Source organism: Deinococcus multiflagellatus (assembly GCF_020166415.1).
Lineage (GTDB): Bacteria > Deinococcota > Deinococci > Deinococcales > Deinococcaceae > Deinococcus > Deinococcus multiflagellatus.
Genome location: NZ_JAIQXV010000011.1, coordinates 66,052 through 81,596 on the forward strand (window position 1 = coordinate 66,052; position 15,545 = coordinate 81,596).

At 64.4% G+C, this 15,545-nt stretch carries 15 protein-coding genes; 5 read left to right on the forward strand and 10 right to left on the reverse strand.

From position 1 onward, the window contains the following. Window positions 1-374 precede the first annotated feature (374 nt). The 3 genes from K7W41_RS13555 to apaG all read right to left on the reverse strand — a co-directional run bounded on the left by K7W41_RS13555 (window position 375) and on the right by apaG (window position 1,991). Window positions 375-806 carry a response regulator gene (locus K7W41_RS13555; protein WP_224609494.1) on the reverse strand — a complete coding sequence of 144 codons (432 nt, stop codon included), beginning with the start codon at window positions 804-806 and terminating at the stop codon, window positions 375-377. 280 nt (window positions 807-1,086) lie between these two features. Then, complete coding sequence (locus tag K7W41_RS13560) at window positions 1,087-1,521, reverse strand: response regulator (RefSeq protein ID WP_224609497.1); 435 nt, start codon at window positions 1,519-1,521, stop codon at window positions 1,087-1,089. A gap of 77 nt (window positions 1,522-1,598) precedes the next feature. Further along, window positions 1,599-1,991 (reverse strand): Co2+/Mg2+ efflux protein ApaG, encoded by a 393-nt coding sequence (gene apaG / locus K7W41_RS13565; protein WP_224609500.1) that lies wholly within the window; start codon window positions 1,989-1,991, stop codon window positions 1,599-1,601. 19 nt (window positions 1,992-2,010) lie between these two features. On the opposite strand from apaG, the gene K7W41_RS13570 reads away from it, so the two are divergent. Next, complete coding sequence (locus K7W41_RS13570; protein WP_380055253.1) at window positions 2,011-3,102, forward strand: M42 family metallopeptidase; 1,092 nt, start codon at window positions 2,011-2,013, stop codon at window positions 3,100-3,102. Between the two features lie 150 nt (window positions 3,103-3,252). Here K7W41_RS13570 and dusA read toward each other — a convergent pair whose 3' ends face one another. From dusA to K7W41_RS13595, 5 genes are all read right to left on the reverse strand, one after another. Continuing rightward, complete coding sequence (dusA, locus tag K7W41_RS13575; protein ID WP_224609505.1) at window positions 3,253-4,278, reverse strand: tRNA dihydrouridine(20/20a) synthase DusA; 1,026 nt, start codon at window positions 4,276-4,278, stop codon at window positions 3,253-3,255. A 66-nt stretch (window positions 4,279-4,344) separates the two neighbouring features. Next, the gene (locus K7W41_RS13580) at window positions 4,345-4,557 is read right to left on the reverse strand and encodes a hypothetical protein (protein ID WP_224609508.1); all 213 of its coding nucleotides are present in this window, start codon (window positions 4,555-4,557) and stop codon (window positions 4,345-4,347) included. A 380-nt stretch (window positions 4,558-4,937) separates the two neighbouring features. Then, complete coding sequence (locus K7W41_RS13585; protein ID WP_224609510.1) at window positions 4,938-6,104, reverse strand: hypothetical protein; 1,167 nt, start codon at window positions 6,102-6,104, stop codon at window positions 4,938-4,940. 521 nt (window positions 6,105-6,625) lie between these two features. After that, window positions 6,626-8,791: a HelD family protein gene (locus K7W41_RS13590; RefSeq protein ID WP_224609511.1), complete on the reverse strand. Its 2,166-nt coding sequence runs from the start codon at window positions 8,789-8,791 to the stop codon at window positions 6,626-6,628. A gap of 39 nt (window positions 8,792-8,830) precedes the next feature. Next, window positions 8,831-9,595, reverse strand: coding sequence for a hypothetical protein (locus K7W41_RS13595; RefSeq protein WP_224609514.1), 765 nt, complete (start codon window positions 9,593-9,595; stop codon window positions 8,831-8,833). A gap of 370 nt (window positions 9,596-9,965) precedes the next feature. Here K7W41_RS13595 and K7W41_RS13600 point away from each other — a divergent pair, with 370 nt between their 5' ends. The 3 genes from K7W41_RS13600 (at window position 9,966) to K7W41_RS13610 (ending at window position 12,341) form a co-directional block, all read left to right on the forward strand. After that, window positions 9,966-11,480, forward strand: a complete 1,515-nt coding sequence (locus tag K7W41_RS13600) for a glycine--tRNA ligase (RefSeq protein WP_224609517.1) — start codon at window positions 9,966-9,968, stop codon at window positions 11,478-11,480. Next, complete coding sequence (locus tag K7W41_RS13605; protein WP_224609520.1) at window positions 11,477-11,875, forward strand: hypothetical protein; 399 nt, start codon at window positions 11,477-11,479, stop codon at window positions 11,873-11,875. The genes K7W41_RS13600 and K7W41_RS13605 overlap by 4 nt, the downstream gene beginning before the upstream one ends. A 109-nt stretch (window positions 11,876-11,984) precedes the next feature. After that, the gene (locus K7W41_RS13610; protein ID WP_224609523.1) at window positions 11,985-12,341 is read left to right on the forward strand and encodes a hypothetical protein; all 357 of its coding nucleotides are present in this window, start codon (window positions 11,985-11,987) and stop codon (window positions 12,339-12,341) included. Between the two features lie 17 nt (window positions 12,342-12,358). Here K7W41_RS13610 and K7W41_RS13615 read toward each other — a convergent pair whose 3' ends face one another. Continuing rightward, a complete protein-coding gene (locus tag K7W41_RS13615; RefSeq protein WP_224609526.1) occupies window positions 12,359-12,967 on the reverse strand; it encodes a TetR/AcrR family transcriptional regulator in 609 nt (202 codons plus the stop codon). An 86-nt stretch (window positions 12,968-13,053) separates the two neighbouring features. On the opposite strand from K7W41_RS13615, the gene K7W41_RS13620 reads away from it, so the two are divergent. Beyond that, on the forward strand, window positions 13,054-13,674 hold the full coding sequence (locus tag K7W41_RS13620) for an NAD(P)H-dependent oxidoreductase (RefSeq protein WP_224609529.1): 621 nt from the start codon (window positions 13,054-13,056) through the stop codon (window positions 13,672-13,674). Window positions 13,675-13,760: 86 nt separating this feature from the next. Here the strand turns inward: K7W41_RS13620 and K7W41_RS13625 are convergent, their stop codons facing one another. After that, the gene (locus tag K7W41_RS13625; RefSeq protein ID WP_224609532.1) at window positions 13,761-15,149 is read right to left on the reverse strand and encodes an alpha/beta fold hydrolase; all 1,389 of its coding nucleotides are present in this window, start codon (window positions 15,147-15,149) and stop codon (window positions 13,761-13,763) included. Window positions 15,150-15,545: the final 396 nt, after the last annotated feature.

Here is a 15,545-nt window from a genome sequence, read left to right on the forward strand (position 1 = left end):
CTTTGGGCTCCCCCACCCTGCGAGTCCCGCCAGTCAATCCCCTGCCGTCACGCATGACGGCGGGTTTCAGGAACCGTCTTATCAATGGTACGGACAGTTTTCAAGTGTGGCGAGGGGCCCATGGAAGACACGTCGTCTGGGAGGCTTGACTCGCTGCCCCCCTCCCAACCTCCCCCACGAGGGGGGAGGGGAAAAACAACGTGTTCGTCAGGCTTTCCTCTGTGAAACGCTGAAACTGTCCGAACCATTGCTTATGCGGTTTCCCTTCCATCATGCCTTTCCCGCCGGCCGTTTTTTCTTCCTCGCTCCGCTGCGCCGCTTTGCAAGTCGGCCCGGGTTGAACGGTGGCAAAACCTGTTCAACCAAAATTCCTCTCAACCCACCGGAACGCGCGCCGTGCGGAAGCGGCAACTGCCCCAGAACTGCACGATGTGCTGCACCTGCGCCATGAAGTCACTGAGGTTCAGGGCCTTGACCAGAAAAGCGGTGGCCTGCAGGTCGTAGGCGCGGTCCACGTCGTGCTGCGCCTCCGAGCCCGAGAGCATGATGACCGGCAGGTGCGCCAGATCGGCCGTGGCGCGCAGGCGAGTGAGAAATTCAAAGCCGTCCATGCCCGCCATGTTGACGTCCACCAGCACCAGGTCTGGCAGGGACTGGGTGCTGTCGCGCAGCTGGGCAAACGCCGCCTGGGCGCCGCAAGCGGTGATCAGGTGAACGGCGGGGGCATGGTCGGCAAACACCTCCTGCGCCAGCAGAAGATCGGTCGGCGCGTCGTCGACCAGCAACACAGACAGAGAACGGGACACAGCGCCGTTCATGCTGACGGGTGACGCTGCCGGGCGCCTTTAGCTTTCCCTGAACCTCGGGGGGCAGGCCCCAGGTGAGGGGCGCCATGGGCCCGCGTCAAACCCTGCCGCCGGGGCCCCTGACCCACGGCGTTTCTGCCCTTTCCGTGGCCCCAAAAAGGGGACCAACAGCGGCAGCATGGGCGCCCCTCACCCGGCCGGGGATGCTTCAGCCGGCGTTGCCGAACCCGGGGCGCGGGGCTCGGCGGTCAGGGCGCACGTCCCCTTTCCCCCGTGCGGATTACCTGGTGCGGACGTCGCGGTGCTGCTTGAACCGGCACTCCTGCCAGAACTGCACAAACTGGTCCACCTGTTCCACAAAGGCCGCAAAGTTGCCGCGCTTGACCATGTAGGAACTGGCGAACAGGTCGTACGCCTGATCAATGTCTTTTTTGCTGTCTGAGGTGGTCAGCATGACCACGGGCAGGTGCCGCAGGTCCGGGTCGGCGCGGATGGCGCGCAGCACCTCGAAGCCGTTCATCTGCGGCATGTTGATGTCCAGAATCACCACGTCGGGCAGGCTATGCGAGGTGTCGCGCAGGTAGGCCAGCGCCGACTCGCCGTCGCGGCAGGTGGACACCGACACCCCTTCGGCGTGTTCGGCAAACGCTTCTTGCGCCAGCATCAGATCGGCCGGGTTGTCGTCAATCAGGAGCAGGCACAGGCGATGCGACATGGCCCCGATGATACCGAGTTCTGCCCCGGTGCCCCGAACTGTGTCTGCCTTGCAGTTCGGTGGCCGGGCGGGGCGGCTCAGTTGAGCAGCGTGTCTCCAGCGGCGGCGAGGCGAAACGGCGCTATGGGTGCGCGCCCCTGTTCGCCCCACGCGCCCTGCATCAGGTAATAACCGCCCATGCGGCCGGGGGCAGCGTCCAGCGTCACGAACGAGTCGTAGACGAACACGCCCCCCGGCGGCAGGAGGGGCTGCTCACCCACCACGCCCTCGCCGTCCACGGTCACGGTGCGGCCACGGGCGTCCACGATCTCCCAGTGGCGCGCGAGCAGTTTCCAGGTCTGGTCGCTGCGGTTTTCAATGCGCACCACGTAGGCAAACACCTGCCGCTCCGGGGTGCTGTGGCTGGGCAGGTGCTGGGGGTCCACCTGTACGTGAATCTCGAGCAACTCCGGGGGTGGGGGGTGGGTCATGGCCTCAGCATATTGGCGTATGGGCGGCCCCGCCCAGGCGCGTAGACTCGCGGGCGTGACCATCATCAACCGGGAGTTTCTGTTCCGCCTGCTGGACGTGGCCGCCCCCAGCGGCCTGGAGCGCCGCGCCGCCGACGTGTGGCGGCAAGAAGCCGCCGCCTTTGCCCGCACCCACGAGGACCATTACGGCAACGCCTACGCCGAACTGGGCCCCGAGGACGGCCCGACCATTGCCCTGATGGGCCACCTGGACGAGATTGGCCTGATTGTCTCGCACGTGGGCGAGGAAGGCTTTCTGAGCGTGCTGCCGGTGGGCGGCTGGGACCCACAGGTGCTGGTGGGCCAGCGCCTGCGCGTGCTGGCGCCGGGCGGCGACCTGATCGGCGTGGTGGGCAAGAAAGCCATTCATGTCATGGAAGCCGAGGAGCGCACCAAGGCCAGCAAGATTGAAGACCTGTGGATTGACGTGGGCCTGAGCAAGGAAGAGGTGCAGGCCCAGGTGCCGGTGGGCACCTACGCCGTCATTGAGCAGGGGCCGCTGATGGTGGGCACCAAGGTGGTGGGCCGCGCGCTGGACAACCGCGTGGGGGCGTTTATCGTGCTTGAAGCCCTGCGCGCGCTGAAAGACAAGGCGCTGCCCTACCGCGTGGTGGCGGTGGGCACCAGCCAGGAAGAGATTGGCGTGTTTGGCGCGCAGGTCAGCGGCTACCGGCTGAACCCGGTGGCGGGCGTGGCCGTGGACGTGACCCACGAAACGAAGCAGCCCGGCGTGAGCGAGAAAAAGTACGGCGTGGCGCCCTTTGGCTCCGGCGCAAACTTGACGGCCGGGCCTATGGTGAGCCCGGTGATCCTGCGCCAGATGACCGACGCCGCCCGCGAAGCCGACATTCCCTTTTCCCTCAGCGCGGCGGGCCGTTACTCCGGCACCGACGCCGACGCCCTGACCCTGGTGCGCGCCGGGGTGCCCACCGCCGTGGTGAGCATTCCCAACCGCTATATGCACTCGCCCAGCGAAATGGTGGACGAGCGCGACGTAAAGGCGTGCATTGACCTGCTGGTGGCCTGGATTGAAAGGCTGCCCGGGGAGGTGGACTTTACGCGCAAGGGGTGAGGGGAAGTGGGGAGTGGGGTGTAGGGAGTGGGAAAAGCGGGCAGAAGCGGCGGAGCGATGAACTCCGCCGCTTTCTCTTGTTGGAGGGAAGGAAATGGGGGCGAGCCTTCCAGACCTTTACCTCTCCGCTTGCCCAGCCCAATCACCGGCTTACGCTGTCTGCCTCTCCCCTACCGCTGGGCGGGCGTCCAGCACGCTGTCGGGCACGCCGGCCAGGGCCTCGCGCACCACGGGCAGTCCCGCGCCGGGCTTGTGCCCCTGCTCGGAGAGAGTTCGCTTCCAGTGGCGGGCGCCGGGCTGGCCGGCGAACAGGCCCAGGGTGTGTTTCATCATGCGGTTCAGGGGCTGCCCGGCGGCCAGTTGCGCGTCCACGTAGGGCAGATAGGCTTCGATGGCTTCGCGCCGCGTCACCGGCTGGGTCTGCTCGCCAAAAATCCGTCCGTCGGCTTCTGCCAGCAGGTACGGCTCCTGGTAGGCGGCGCGGCCGATCATCACGCCATCGGCCCAGGCCAGGGCCTCCTGCGCCGCGTCCAGACTCAGCACGCCCCCATTCAGGACGATGGTGAGGTGGGGAAAATCCACCTTCAGCTGCCGCACCACCTCGTAGCGCAGCGGAGGGATTTCGCGGTTCTCCTTCGGGGACAGGCCCGAGAGCCACGCCTTGCGCGCGTGCACGATGAAGGTCTCGCAGCCGGCGGCGGCCACCGTGCGCACAAAGGCTGTGAGGTGCTCGTAGCTGTCCAGGTCGTCAATGCCGATGCGGTGCTTGACGGTCACGGGCAGGGTGGTGGCGCCGCGCATGGCGTCCACGGCGCGGGCCACCACGTCCGGCGTGCCCATCAGGCAGGCGCCGAACGAGCCGTTCTGCACGCGGTCACTGGGGCAGCCGCAGTTTAGGTTGACTTCAGCGTAGCCCCAGTCCTGGGCCATGCGGGCGCACTCGGCCAGGGCCGCCGGGTCGCTGCCGCCCAGTTGCAGGGCCAGCGGGTGCTCGGCGGGGGAATAGCCCAGGTGCCGCTCGCGGTCCCCGTGCAGGATGGCCCCGGTGGTGACCATCTCGGTGTAGAGCAGCGTGCGCCGCGTCAGGGTGCGGTGAAACACGCGGCAGTGCCGGTCGGTCCAGTCCATCATGGGGGCCACCGACAGGGTGTGGGGGGGGCGGGCGGCGGCGCTCATCAGCCCGTCAGTGTACGCGAAAAGCCCCCGCGCCAAAGGTGCCGGGGGCTGGAAAAGGGGCAGCGGTTACTGCCGCGTGTCGTCGTTGGGCCCCGTGCCGAAGGTGGTGCCGGTGTCTGGGGTGTGGGTGTCCGCCTGGTCCTGCAGGTCGGTGGTGTGACTGCCGCCCACTGGGGTGTCGGTCAGCCCTGTCTGGCTGTCGCGGGTGTCGCCGCTGCGGTCACTCATGCCGTTGCCGGCGTCGGTGGGCAGGCCGCCCTGGGCTTTGTGGTCGTCCATGCGGCACTGTGGCGTGCGGGGAGTGGATAGTGGTGAGTGGGAAGTAGAGGAAAAGCTGAGGCGTGTCATGCATACCCGCAGAAAGAGAGTTCAAGGCGGAATACAGTTGACCCTCAGTCAAAACCTGGCGTTAGAGCGTGAAGAGTGCACCGAAACGAAGGCAGAGGGTGGAGCACAAAAGCTTGGAGATGAGAAAGGACCAGCAGCGCGGTGTGCAAGGTATCGCGTGGACGTCAACTTCAGGCTATCATCGTAGAACTTCAGCACAGGAGCTGACTCCTGGCATGCCACGACAAGATTTAGAATATAATTGAGATTTGCCCGTATTTGAGACTTCAGCGGTTTATATCGGGATAACCAATCTATTTGCCATGTGGTACCTATTTATTTTTATTCAACTCTACCGAATCTTCATGTCCTTTAAATGATATATCTGATTCCAAAAGGTCTCCGAGTTTCTGCAATTCATGAAGAGCTCCTCTTGCATCAAGCTCTTTAGCATATCTTAGGTGACTGCTGATATCCTCGAGTTGATCTAAAAGCTCCTGCTCTGCTTGAGTGTAGATCTCCGCATCCGGAGGGATGGTTTGGAATACATCTGCGGACTCACGAGCTCTTTTAGGTAACTGTCGAATAGTGTAACCCTGCCTAGTGACAATGCTCTCCGGCTTCAGTTGAAAGGAGTCGATTTCAGAGAGGATCTGAACAGCCCTCTGGGGCAGCGGATAGATCCTTACTGACTCATTTTCATTTAATTCTTCCCTTGGTTTAAAAAGAATTAAAGCAATGGATGAGGAGATTATAAAATAGAGAAGTGCGATATTGACCGCAATTCCTATGAAGTTACTTGATTGGAAACTCAGTATGGTTTCAGACATGATATTATCGTCTGTCACAGTAAACAAATTAGGTATGAAGTTGACAAAGACGCCATAAGAGAAGTAATGCATCAGACCAGCTAATAGAAGAGCGTACTTAATTCCTCTAAGCTTGCTCTGATGGTCAATAGAGTTCCTCTGATCTTTATTTATAAAGAAGAGTACGCTCACTATAAAACCGAGAGATAGAAGCCAAATCCAATTATACTTTCCGAAGATGATTAACAAAGCAATTAACAAAATATTTACTGTCTTAAAAGTCCTCTTACCGTACTTGGGCCGATTAAGCTTGCCATTTAAACTCGTCTGACTAGTATGGCTCGCAACAGTCCATAACGATAAACCTATCAAAGTAAAAATTTCCAACCTCTCTACATAAAAATAATACATCGGCAGATATTTATTTAAGATGATATGATTGTTTGTGAAAAATGCTTTCCCTAGAGGCTTGGTGGATTCAAAGAATATAAAGAAGTAGGATATCAATCCAAATGCTCCCGAAGCTTTATTGGTCGGTTTATCGATAGATAATATTATAATTAATGCAATTACAATCCATTTATAAGTATTTCCAGGGAATAATAAAGGCATCAGAATAGAGAATATTGCTCCCCATATAATTCGAGGATTTTTAGAAAGAATTTGGTTTACTTTTTCGATGAAAATCATAAATCACCTCTGGTGCCGTAGCATAAGAAAACTCTGCTACAGCCTAAAAATTACCATTAATCAGTTTCTTCTTGTTGAGAGCTCTATGGCAGTTAGATTTCGTGCAGGATATTCCGAAGGTCAGCTCCTGTGGTGTGGTTCGCGATAGTAATCTGAATTTGACATCCGCACAACACATTACATGCCGCGCTGCTGAGCCTTACTTCCCCTCAGCTTTTGTCATCCATCCTCCGCTTTTATCTCGCTGCACACTTCACGACATAACGCGGGTTTTGACTGGAATACAGACGACACAGACTACCAACAACGCTCTAGGCCGGGTACTTGAAGCAGTTAAAAGTCAGCCCAGCAACAACGCCAGAGCACTCATATGAAGCAAGTGTTGGCGCATGCTTGCTCTGCTCTTTCCATGATAATGGCTAATGTTATGGCCGTAAGAGTCTTGCTCTCGAAAAACGTCATATTCTAACTATCGAAAGAATCCTGTCTCAAGCAATTTCTGCGCTTTCATAGTGTTTCGCTCAGGCCACCAGCGGGTGCAGGTCGCCCACGCTGACCAGCGCCAGCCAGTGCAGGGCGCGGCTGGCCGACACGTACAGCAATCGGCGCTCGTACTCGGTGCTTTCGTCGTAGGTGTCAGCGTTGGCACTGGCCACGATGGCCGCGCTGAATTCCAGCCCCTTGGCGAGGTTCACGGGCAGAATCACCAGCCCGCCCCGGAAACGGTGCTCCTGCGTGGTGATCGGCTGGGCGTCGGTGTCGAATTCGCGCAGGGCCTCGGCCAGCCGGTCGGCGTCCACGCCCCGGCGCGTGACAATGGCGATGTTCGTGTGGCCCGCCGCCTGCGCGTCCTTGACGGCCTGGGCGATCAGGGGCAGTTCGCCGTGGGGGCTGTCAGCCGGGGCCGTGTAGCGCTGCACCTCGGCGCCGTCGCGGTCCACGCCCTGCACGGCCGCCGCGCGGTTGTAGGTGGCGGCAATGCGCGCGCCCAGCTCCGTGATCTGCCGCGTGGAGCGGTAGGTGCGGCCCAGCGTGCGCACCTGCGCGCCGGGGAGCTGCGCCTGGACCGCCTCCCAGGAACTGGGGCCCTTGTAGCCGTGCATGCCCTGGTTCAGGTCGCCCAGCGCCGTGATGTGCCCGGGGCGGGTGGCGCGGCCCAGCAGGGCGTACAGCAGCGGCGAGTAATCCTGCGCCTCGTCCAGCACCACGTGGTCAAAGGGTTCCAGCGTGCGCCCGTCCAGGCGGCCAATCCCGCCGGTAAAGGCCTGCACCGCCAGCATCAGGGGCAACTCGGTCACGTCGGCGTGGGCGCGGCGAGGAGTGGGAATGCCGCTGAGGGGGTCGGTGCCCAGCAGGGCAATCTCGCGCTCAGTGAGCAGGCCACTCGCCGCCAGAGCTTCGGGGCTGCCCAGCAGGCGCCGGGCCTCAGTGATGGGCGTGGTGGAGGCGAAGACACGCCCCAGCAGGGTGGTCAGCGGCGTGGACAGCTGGCGCAAGACACTGGCCTCCTCGTCCTCGGCGGGGCGCAGGCGGGACAGGGCCTCGGCCTCAATGGCGCGGCGCATGCCGGTGCGGTAGCCCTCCAGGGGATCAGCGGCAAACACGTCGCGCAGCATGCCGGCCAGTTGCGCTTCATCCAAGGCGAAAACCTGCGGCTCGCGGCCCCGCAGCTCAATGGCTTCTCGCAGGCTCTGGCCGTGCAGCGCCGCGTTAAACCTGTTCCAGAGGTGGGTGCGCACCACGTCCAGCATGCGGGCGTCGCCCAGCAGCTTGGCCCGTCTCCACGCCAGCGCGCGGCGGGTGTTGTCACGGTCGGTCAGCAGCAGGCTCAGGGTGCGGTCGGTGACATCTAACTTTTCCAGACCCAGCAGGCTGGTGGCCCAGGCTTCGGGGGTGGTCACCACCACGCGCTCAATGCCCAGTTCGGGCAGAATCCGCGCGGCGTAGGTGGCGAGCACGCGGTTGGGCATCAGCACCATGCAGGCTTCGGGGCGGGCGCGGTGGGGGCCGCGTTCGGCGCTGGTCATCCAGGCCAGGCGGTGAAAGCCGATGGTGGTTTTCCCCGAGCCCGCCGCGCCCTGAATGATCACCGGCACGCCGGCCGGGGCGCGCATGGCCTCGTTCTGCTCGGGCTGCAGGGTTTCGACCACATCGCGCATGCCGGCCGTGCTGCCTTCCTGCAAGCGGCGCAGCAGCACTTCCTCGCGCCCGCCGGTGTCGCCGCCCTGTTCATCGTCGTACAGGTCGGTCACGCGCAGCAGCGTCTTGGCGTGAATGTCCAGCTGGCGGCGGCGCTTGATCACGCCGGCACTGCCCTTGCGCGGGGTCCAGCCCAATGCCTGCGAATAGAACAGGCTGCCCACCTCGCTGTCCCAGCTGACCACCGAATAGGGCCCTTTCACGTCCCGGAAGCCGTGCTTGCCGATGTACAGGGTCTGCTCGCGCCCGGCCACGCGCACCTTCAGGCTGCCGAAGTACGGCTGGTGCACATGCGGCGAGAGCATGGCGGCAAATTCTTCGGCCTGGTCGCCCAGGATGATGCTGGTTTCCAGGTCGGCGCCCATCTGGCGGTCACGGTCTTCCCAGAATTCGATCTGCCGCAGCATGGCGGCCACGGTGGACGAGAGGTGCTGACTTTCCAGTTCAAAATCCGGGTGGGTTTCCGGACGTGATTCCGCAACAGGCATAACGTACAGGATACGGGAGTGGGGCAAAGTTGGGGCGACTTACCAGAGGCGGCGCACGCGGTAGCTGCTGTCCTGAAGGCGCAGGGGTTCGACATAGGTGCGCGTGGAGAGAATCTGGCTGTGCCCGGCGTTGTCCCAGGTCCAGCGCTGTTCCCTGGTCACGGCGGCAAACTGGGGCACCTGCCCTTTTTGCACGTACAGGGTGCGCCTCAGTTCGCGCTGCCGGGTGTTGGCCGCGTCCTCTGGGCCCACCTCATAGGCACTCAGATCACCCCAGGGGCGCAGTTCGCCGCCCAGCCACGCGAACAGGTTCAGGGTAAAGGCTCCGCCGGGGCCGTCACCGCAGCTGGTGAGCAATGCAAATTCCCGCAGGCTGTTCTGATCCAGGTCGCGCAGGGTATAGCCCTGCTTCCAGATACAGATATTCATGTTGCCTACCGGCTCGATCAGCCAGGCCGACGATGTCTCGGAGTTCAGCACCGCCAGCATCACGGGCGGCTCGCCCTGGTACACCTGCACCGTGGTCAGGCGTTCGGGCCGGGCCGAGCGGAAGGGCGCCACCAGACTGAACTGCACGTCGGCCAACTTCAGCCCCCCAAAATACTCGTATTTCTTTTTCAGGGCCTGCACCTGGGGTTTGCGGTTCAGCCCCGTCAGCAGGGTTGACAGGCTGGCGGCTTCCTGGGCGGTAAAGCGCTGCGCCGTGTCGCCCTCGCGGTACAGCACGGGCCAGCGCTCCACCTCGGCGCGGGTGAGGGCGGCGGCGGAGCCCAGCAGCAGCAGGGGCAGAAGCAGGCGGCGCATGGCGGTAGGGTACCTTGACCCCCCTGCCCCCGGTGCCGCACACTTGGAGGGCGTTGATCCGCAGGAGTAGCGGCGCACGTACCCAACGAGCGAGCCTGTGGCGGTGAGAGTCAGGCGGGTGGCGGGCCGTGAAGGGCAGCGGGGAGCAGAGCAGGCGACAAAAGTGCCAGTCTGGCCGCAGAGGGCGGTGACTGGAACTGGGGTGGAACCGCGCGTGATGTCATGCGTCCCCAGACGGCGAAATGTCCGTCTGGGGACGTTTCGTTGTGGAGGTCTAAGGGTCGAGGGTCGAAGAGTCTAAGAACACCCGTTCTGCTGTTCCTTAGACCTTTCGACCCTTTGACCCTTCGACCCTCCGAAGGAGACCCATATGCCCGCAACGTCAATGGAAGAACTCGTCAGCCTGTGCAAGCGCCGGGGCTTTATTTTTCAGGGCTCGGAGATCTACGGGGGCCTGCAGGGCTTTTACGACTACGGCCCGCTGGGCGTGGAGCTGAAGAACAACATCAAGGCCGCGTGGTGGCGCAGCAACGTCTACGAGCGCGACGACATGGAAGGGCTGGACGCCAGCATCATCATGCACCGGCAGGTGCTGCGCCACTCGGGCCACGAGGCGACGTTTAGCGACCCCATGGTGGACAACAAGAAGACCAACAAGCGCTACCGCCTGGACCATCTGGTGAAAGACCAGAAGGCCGACGTGGTTGCGAAGGTGGCACAGGGCATGGGCGTGGATGCCGATAATTTCCCGGCGCTGATCGCCGCGCTAAATGCCAACCCAGTGCAGGCCAGCGAGGCCCTGCGCGCGGCGGGCGTCCGCGACCCCTTTTCCGGCGAGGTGGGCGAGTGGACCGAGCCCAAGCCCTTTAACATGATGTTCAAGACGACCATCGGCCCGGTGGCCGATGACGACAGCTACGGCTACCTGCGTCCGGAAACCGCCCAGGGGATCTTCACCAACTTCAAGAACGTCGTGGACTCCACCAGCCGCCGCCTGCCGTTCGGCATCGCGCAGATTGGCAAGGCGTTTCGCAACGAGATCACGCCGCGCAACTTTATCTTCCGCGTGCGCGAGCTGGAGCAGATGGAGATTGAATTCTTCTGCACGCCCGGCACCGATGAAGAGTGGCACGAGCACTGGCTGGAAAAGCGCCTGAGCTGGTGGGAAGCCCAGGGGGTGCCCAGAAGCAAGATTGAAATTCTGGACGTGCCCAAAGAGGACCTCGCGCACTACTCCAAGCGCACCTATGACCTGATGTACGACTACCCCACCCTGGGGCACGAGGAAATCGAGGGCATTGCCAACCGCTCGGACTACGACCTGGGGAGCCACACCAAGGCGCAGGGCGAACTGGGTCTGGTGGCGAAGGTCGAGGAGAACCTCGACAGCGTGGCCAAGCTGACCATTCCCCACCCGGAGACGAACAAGCCGGTGGTGCCCTTTGTGATTGAGCCCAGTGCGGGCGTGGACCGCGCCATGTTGGCGGTGCTGAGCGAGGCATTTACCAAAGAAACGCTGGAGAACGGCAACGAGCGCATTGTGCTGAAACTGAAGCCCCACCTCGCGCCTATCAAGGTGGCGGTGATTCCGCTGGCCCGCAACAAGCCCGAACTGGTGGAGCTGGCCCGCACCATCAAGAGCGACCTGCAGCGGCTGGGCCTGGGCCGCATTCTGCTGGAAGACAGCGGCAACATCGGCAAGGCGTACCGCCGCCACGACGAGGTGGGCACGCCCTACTGCGTCACCGTGGACTTCGACACCGTGGGCAAGGGCGAGGACCCCTCCCTGACCGACACCGTGACCGTGCGTGACCGCGACACCTTGCAGCAGGAGCGGGTCAAGATCGCTGATCTGAGCGCCTTCCTTCAGGAGAAACTGCGATGACCCTCCCCGAAGACCGCTTTCTGCCGGTGCTGCGCAGTCTGGAACTGGCCGTGCTGGGCGTGTACGGCGAGCACCCCGACCTGACCGACGCCCAGGTGGACGCCGCCTACGAGGAACTGGCGCGGCGCTACCGGGCCGAGGCCACGAACTTTCCGTTCAAGCCGGGGGCCCTGGACGGCCTGCGCGCCGAGGTGCACGACGCCGCGCTGCGCAACCTGACGCTGATGCTGAACCACCTGGGCGAGGACCAGCGGCCCAGCGCCGAAGACCTGCGCCAGTGCGTGAACCGCCTGCGCACCAGTGTGAAGCGCTGGACCCGCGAGGGTGGCCGTCAGGGCTACCTGAAGTTCATTGACCGCGAGCTGAACACCGAACTGGACAGCGACGAGGTGTAGGGCCGGGCCTGCCGCCCAGTCCCCGCCGCGCTTTTGAACACCCCCGCCGACCCAGCACCGTCCTCACCTTTGCCCCCGCCACGCGCGGGGGCTCTTTATGCTCATGGGCATGCTGGCGCCCTGGTCCGGTCTCGTGCTGCTCGTCGTCTGTCCGCTGCTGGGCCTGTGGGCGCTGTGGCGCCGCCGGTGGTGGCTGGGGGCCAGTGCGGGCGCGGCCTGTTTTACGGCGCTGGCCTACCCGGCCCTGCTGCTGGGCGGTCCTCATGGGTGGTGGTGGACCCGCCTCTACTGGTTCGAGCCGAACGGCGGCTTTCCCGGAGGGCTGGGCAGCGCACCCACCCTTCTGCCGGCTCTGGTGGGCCTGAGTGCAGGGCTCGCTCTGGTCGCCCTGTGGCGCGAGCGGGTGGCGCTGGCGACGGTTCCGCTGGTGGGCAGCGTCCTGGCGGCGATCCAGTTCTGGGGCTAGGGCGGCCAGAACCAGCTTTACCGTGGCGTGGCCGCGCGGAACTCCACACTGAGCAGGCCCCAGAGAATCTGGGCGGTGGCGTGGGGCGGCAGGTGCCCGCTCATGACCAGATGGGCCAGGCCATGCACCGTGGCCCAGAGCCCCTGGGCCACCACCTCAGGCTGGGCCGTCTGCAGGTCGCCGCTCGCCTGTGCCTCTGCAAGAAGGCGCGCCAGCAGCGTCTGATTGCGCTCGATCAGGGGAGCCAGGGGCGATACGGAGCCCGGTGGACACACCTGCGGATCAAAGATCAGGGTAAAGGCGTGGGGATGCTGGGCGGCGTAACCCACATAAGCCTCGCCCAGGGCCACCAGCCGGGCCAGCGGCGTGGGCGGCGCAGCGGCGGCCTGCTCCTGCGCGACCACGAATTCCGTCATACAGACCTCACCCAGCGCCAGCAGCAGGGCGTGCCGATCACTGAAATGGTGGTACGGCGCCGCGTGGCTGACCCCCGCTTGCCGGGCCACCTCACGCAGGCTCAACTCGGCGGCCGGGCGCCCGGCCAGCAGGGTACGGGCCGCCGTCAGCAGCTCCTGACGCAGCAGGCCATGGTGATAGGGCCGGGCAGACCCGCGCGAACTTGACATTGTCAACATGATGGCGCAACCTGTGAACAAGTCAACTTGACACTGTCAAGATCTCTCAGGGGCTGCCGCTGCAGCCTGGAGGCCGCATGTCCACACTGGTCATCAACGCCCACCCGAACCCCGACAGCTTCTGCCGCGCGCTGGCTGAACGCTATGCCCAGGGGGCCCGCGCCGCTGGGCCGGTCACCCTCATTCATCTGGCCGAACTGCACTTTGACCCGGTCCTGCACCGGGGGTATGGGGCCGCGCAGCCACCAGAAGCGGATCTGGAACGCATGCAGGCCCTGTTGCGCGGGTGCACGCACCTGTGCGTCGTGTACCCGGTCTGGTGGGGGGCGCCGCCCGCGCTGCTCAAAGGGTTTGTGGACCGCACCTTCCTGCCTGGGTTTGCCTTTCAGTACCAGGATCGCCCATTCCCCGCCCAACTCCTGCGCGGCCGGAGCGCGCGCGTGATGGTCACCAGCGACTCGCCCAGGTGGTACCTGCATGTCACGGGCGACAGTGCCGTGCGCAGCGTCAAGGACCGCACCCTGGCCTTTAGCGGCTTCCGCCCTGTGCAGGCCACCCGCCTGGGGCCAGTGCGCCGCAGCACGCCAGAGCAGCGGGAACGGTGGCTGGCCCAGGCAGCCCAGCTGGGAGAGCGGGATGGTCAGCGGGCCAGCCAGCGGCACCCGGGTCAAGCCGTGATGAGCCACCCCGGAGCGTAGGAGGAGGCGCGTACAAGGCACGGGACCAGCAAGACCGGGGGGATCTGCGCGGATGAACCGGCGGCCCTCCCTCTTCCGCCTCTCCCCTACTTCACCAGCGGCCTCATCCAGGCGCCAATCCAGCGCGCCACCTGATCCCCGCGCGCCGAAACGATGTCCAGGTGCGCCGCGCCGTTCAGGGTAAAGGTGGTCAGCTGGGCCTGCGTGCCCGCCGCAAAGGTGCGGTACTGGGCTTCGGTGGTCACGCCCTGTTCGGCGGCGATGCCCAGCACGGGCAGCTTCAGCGTGTTCATGTGCCACACCGGCAGCGTCTTTTCAAAGGGAGTGCCGCGCGTGCCGGTGCGGGCGGCGGCAAGGTCCAGGGTCAGGCGCTGGGGAAAGTACCACTCGGCGTAGTCGCTCAGCGGGGTGATATAGCGGCGCACAAAATCGGCGGCGTCGGTGGGGGCGGCGGGGTCGGCCTGCCAGCCCACCGGCTGACGGGGGTCCTTGGCGCCCGCAATCCAGTGGCTGTCCCTGCCGCCCAGGGCCAGGGTGGGCAGATTGGTGGCCTCGGTGGCGTTGGTGGCCTGCCCGGTCTTGATCGCCATGAAGGGAATCAGGGCGTAGCGCTGGTCCAGCTGGGTCATGGCGGCGGCCATATTGGTGGCCGGAAAGGGCACGAGGCCCCCCGCCGGCGCCCGCCCGGACGGGTCCAGCTGGGCCAGCCGCGCCTGGGCCGCACCCCGGCTGGCGAGGCGCGGGCTGAAGAACACCGCGTCCACATACGGCGCCCGCGCCAGCCCGTCCAGGCCCGGCAGCGGGCCAATCGGGTTGCTGGCCCCCTTGCGGTAGGCGTCGGCGGTCAGTGGCTGGCCGCTCATCAGGCCGGGCAGGCCGTCGAGCATCACCAGCCCGCGCACGTCCCGGGCCCCTGGCACCCCCGCAAAGTCGTAGGCGGCGTACAGGCCGCTGAGGGTGCCGCCCATGGAGTGCCCGCCCAGGAACACGTTGGGGGTCAGGGCCCGCGCCGCCTGCACCGCCACACGCCAGTCTTTGAGGGTGGTGTCCAGGCCCCAGTCCTTCAGGTAGGGCAGGCTGTCCGGGGTGCGCACGGGCAGGCCATCCTTGACCAGCCCGGCCAGGGCGGCAGGTCCGGCCTTGAGGATGGACGTGTGGTCTTCGAGCAGGTTGCTGCGGCGGTCCACCGCCCACACCGCCACAGTCGGATTCAGGGCCACGATCTGCCGCGCCAGCCGGTCAAAACTGCCAGCCCCGCCCAGGAAGCCCGGCATCAGCAGCAGCACCGCGCGGGGTTTGGCGCTGCCGTAGCGCACGGTGATGCTCGCGTTTAGGTTGGCTGGGGTGCCGGGGACCACGGCGCCGCCCATCACCACGCGCGTGGCTGGAACAGCGTTCAGCTGCGCTTCGGTGGGGGCGGCCAGGGCGGGGGCGGTCAGCAGGAGGGCAAGCAGCAGGGCGTGGGGGCGGCGCATGGGGTCATGCTGGGCGGCGGGGGTGGGGGCAAAGGTGGGGAGAGGAACGGAGGCGGGTTATGGATTTGTGGAGGTGTTCTTCATGGGGCTGAGGGGGGCTGGGTTGGTTGGAGACGGTTGCCCCGTTTGCCCCACCCCCCAGCCCCCCTACCCCGGAGGGGCAGGGGGGAGCGACGTTCGCACTGGGCAAGAGTTTTTACTGACGTCGGCTGGGGTTGCTCGACCAAGTGACGTGTCTGGCTTCGACGCCATCCTCCGCCCCCGCGCAATTGCCCGCGCGCTGCGCGCACGACGGCCTCGTCTGGACCGGGGCGGTGGAGGGGCAAGAAGGCGTGGTGCGGCCCAGCAGGTTCTACTTTCAAAAGCACAACAGCGCGCGCCGTCTTCCTGTGCGCT

What these genes read in the sequence shown, in the direction of transcription:
- K7W41_RS13560 (WP_224609497.1), bottom strand. Translation starts at nt 1,521, where the DNA reads ATGTCGCATCGCCTGTGCCTGCTCCTGATTGACGACAACCCGGCCGAT.
- apaG (WP_224609500.1), bottom strand. Translation starts at nt 1,991, where the DNA reads ATGACCCACCCCCCACCCCCGGAGTTGCTCGAGATTCACGTACAGGTG.
- K7W41_RS13570 (WP_380055253.1), top strand. Translation starts at nt 2,011, where the DNA reads ATGGGCGGCCCCGCCCAGGCGCGTAGACTCGCGGGCGTGACCATCATC.
- dusA (WP_224609505.1), bottom strand. Translation starts at nt 4,278, where the DNA reads ATGAGCGCCGCCGCCCGCCCCCCCCACACCCTGTCGGTGGCCCCCATG.
- K7W41_RS13580 (WP_224609508.1), bottom strand. Translation starts at nt 4,557, where the DNA reads ATGGACGACCACAAAGCCCAGGGCGGCCTGCCCACCGACGCCGGCAAC.
- K7W41_RS13585 (WP_224609510.1), bottom strand. Translation starts at nt 6,104, where the DNA reads ATGATTTTCATCGAAAAAGTAAACCAAATTCTTTCTAAAAATCCTCGA.
- K7W41_RS13590 (WP_224609511.1), bottom strand. Translation starts at nt 8,791, where the DNA reads ATGCCTGTTGCGGAATCACGTCCGGAAACCCACCCGGATTTTGAACTG.
- K7W41_RS13595 (WP_224609514.1), bottom strand. Translation starts at nt 9,595, where the DNA reads ATGCGCCGCCTGCTTCTGCCCCTGCTGCTGCTGGGCTCCGCCGCCGCC.
- K7W41_RS13600 (WP_224609517.1), top strand. Translation starts at nt 9,966, where the DNA reads ATGCCCGCAACGTCAATGGAAGAACTCGTCAGCCTGTGCAAGCGCCGG.
- K7W41_RS13605 (WP_224609520.1), top strand. Translation starts at nt 11,477, where the DNA reads ATGACCCTCCCCGAAGACCGCTTTCTGCCGGTGCTGCGCAGTCTGGAA.
- K7W41_RS13610 (WP_224609523.1), top strand. Translation starts at nt 11,985, where the DNA reads ATGCTGGCGCCCTGGTCCGGTCTCGTGCTGCTCGTCGTCTGTCCGCTG.
- K7W41_RS13615 (WP_224609526.1), bottom strand. Translation starts at nt 12,967, where the DNA reads ATGTCAAGTTCGCGCGGGTCTGCCCGGCCCTATCACCATGGCCTGCTG.
- K7W41_RS13620 (WP_224609529.1), top strand. Translation starts at nt 13,054, where the DNA reads ATGTCCACACTGGTCATCAACGCCCACCCGAACCCCGACAGCTTCTGC.
- K7W41_RS13625 (WP_224609532.1), bottom strand. Translation starts at nt 15,149, where the DNA reads ATGCGCCGCCCCCACGCCCTGCTGCTTGCCCTCCTGCTGACCGCCCCC.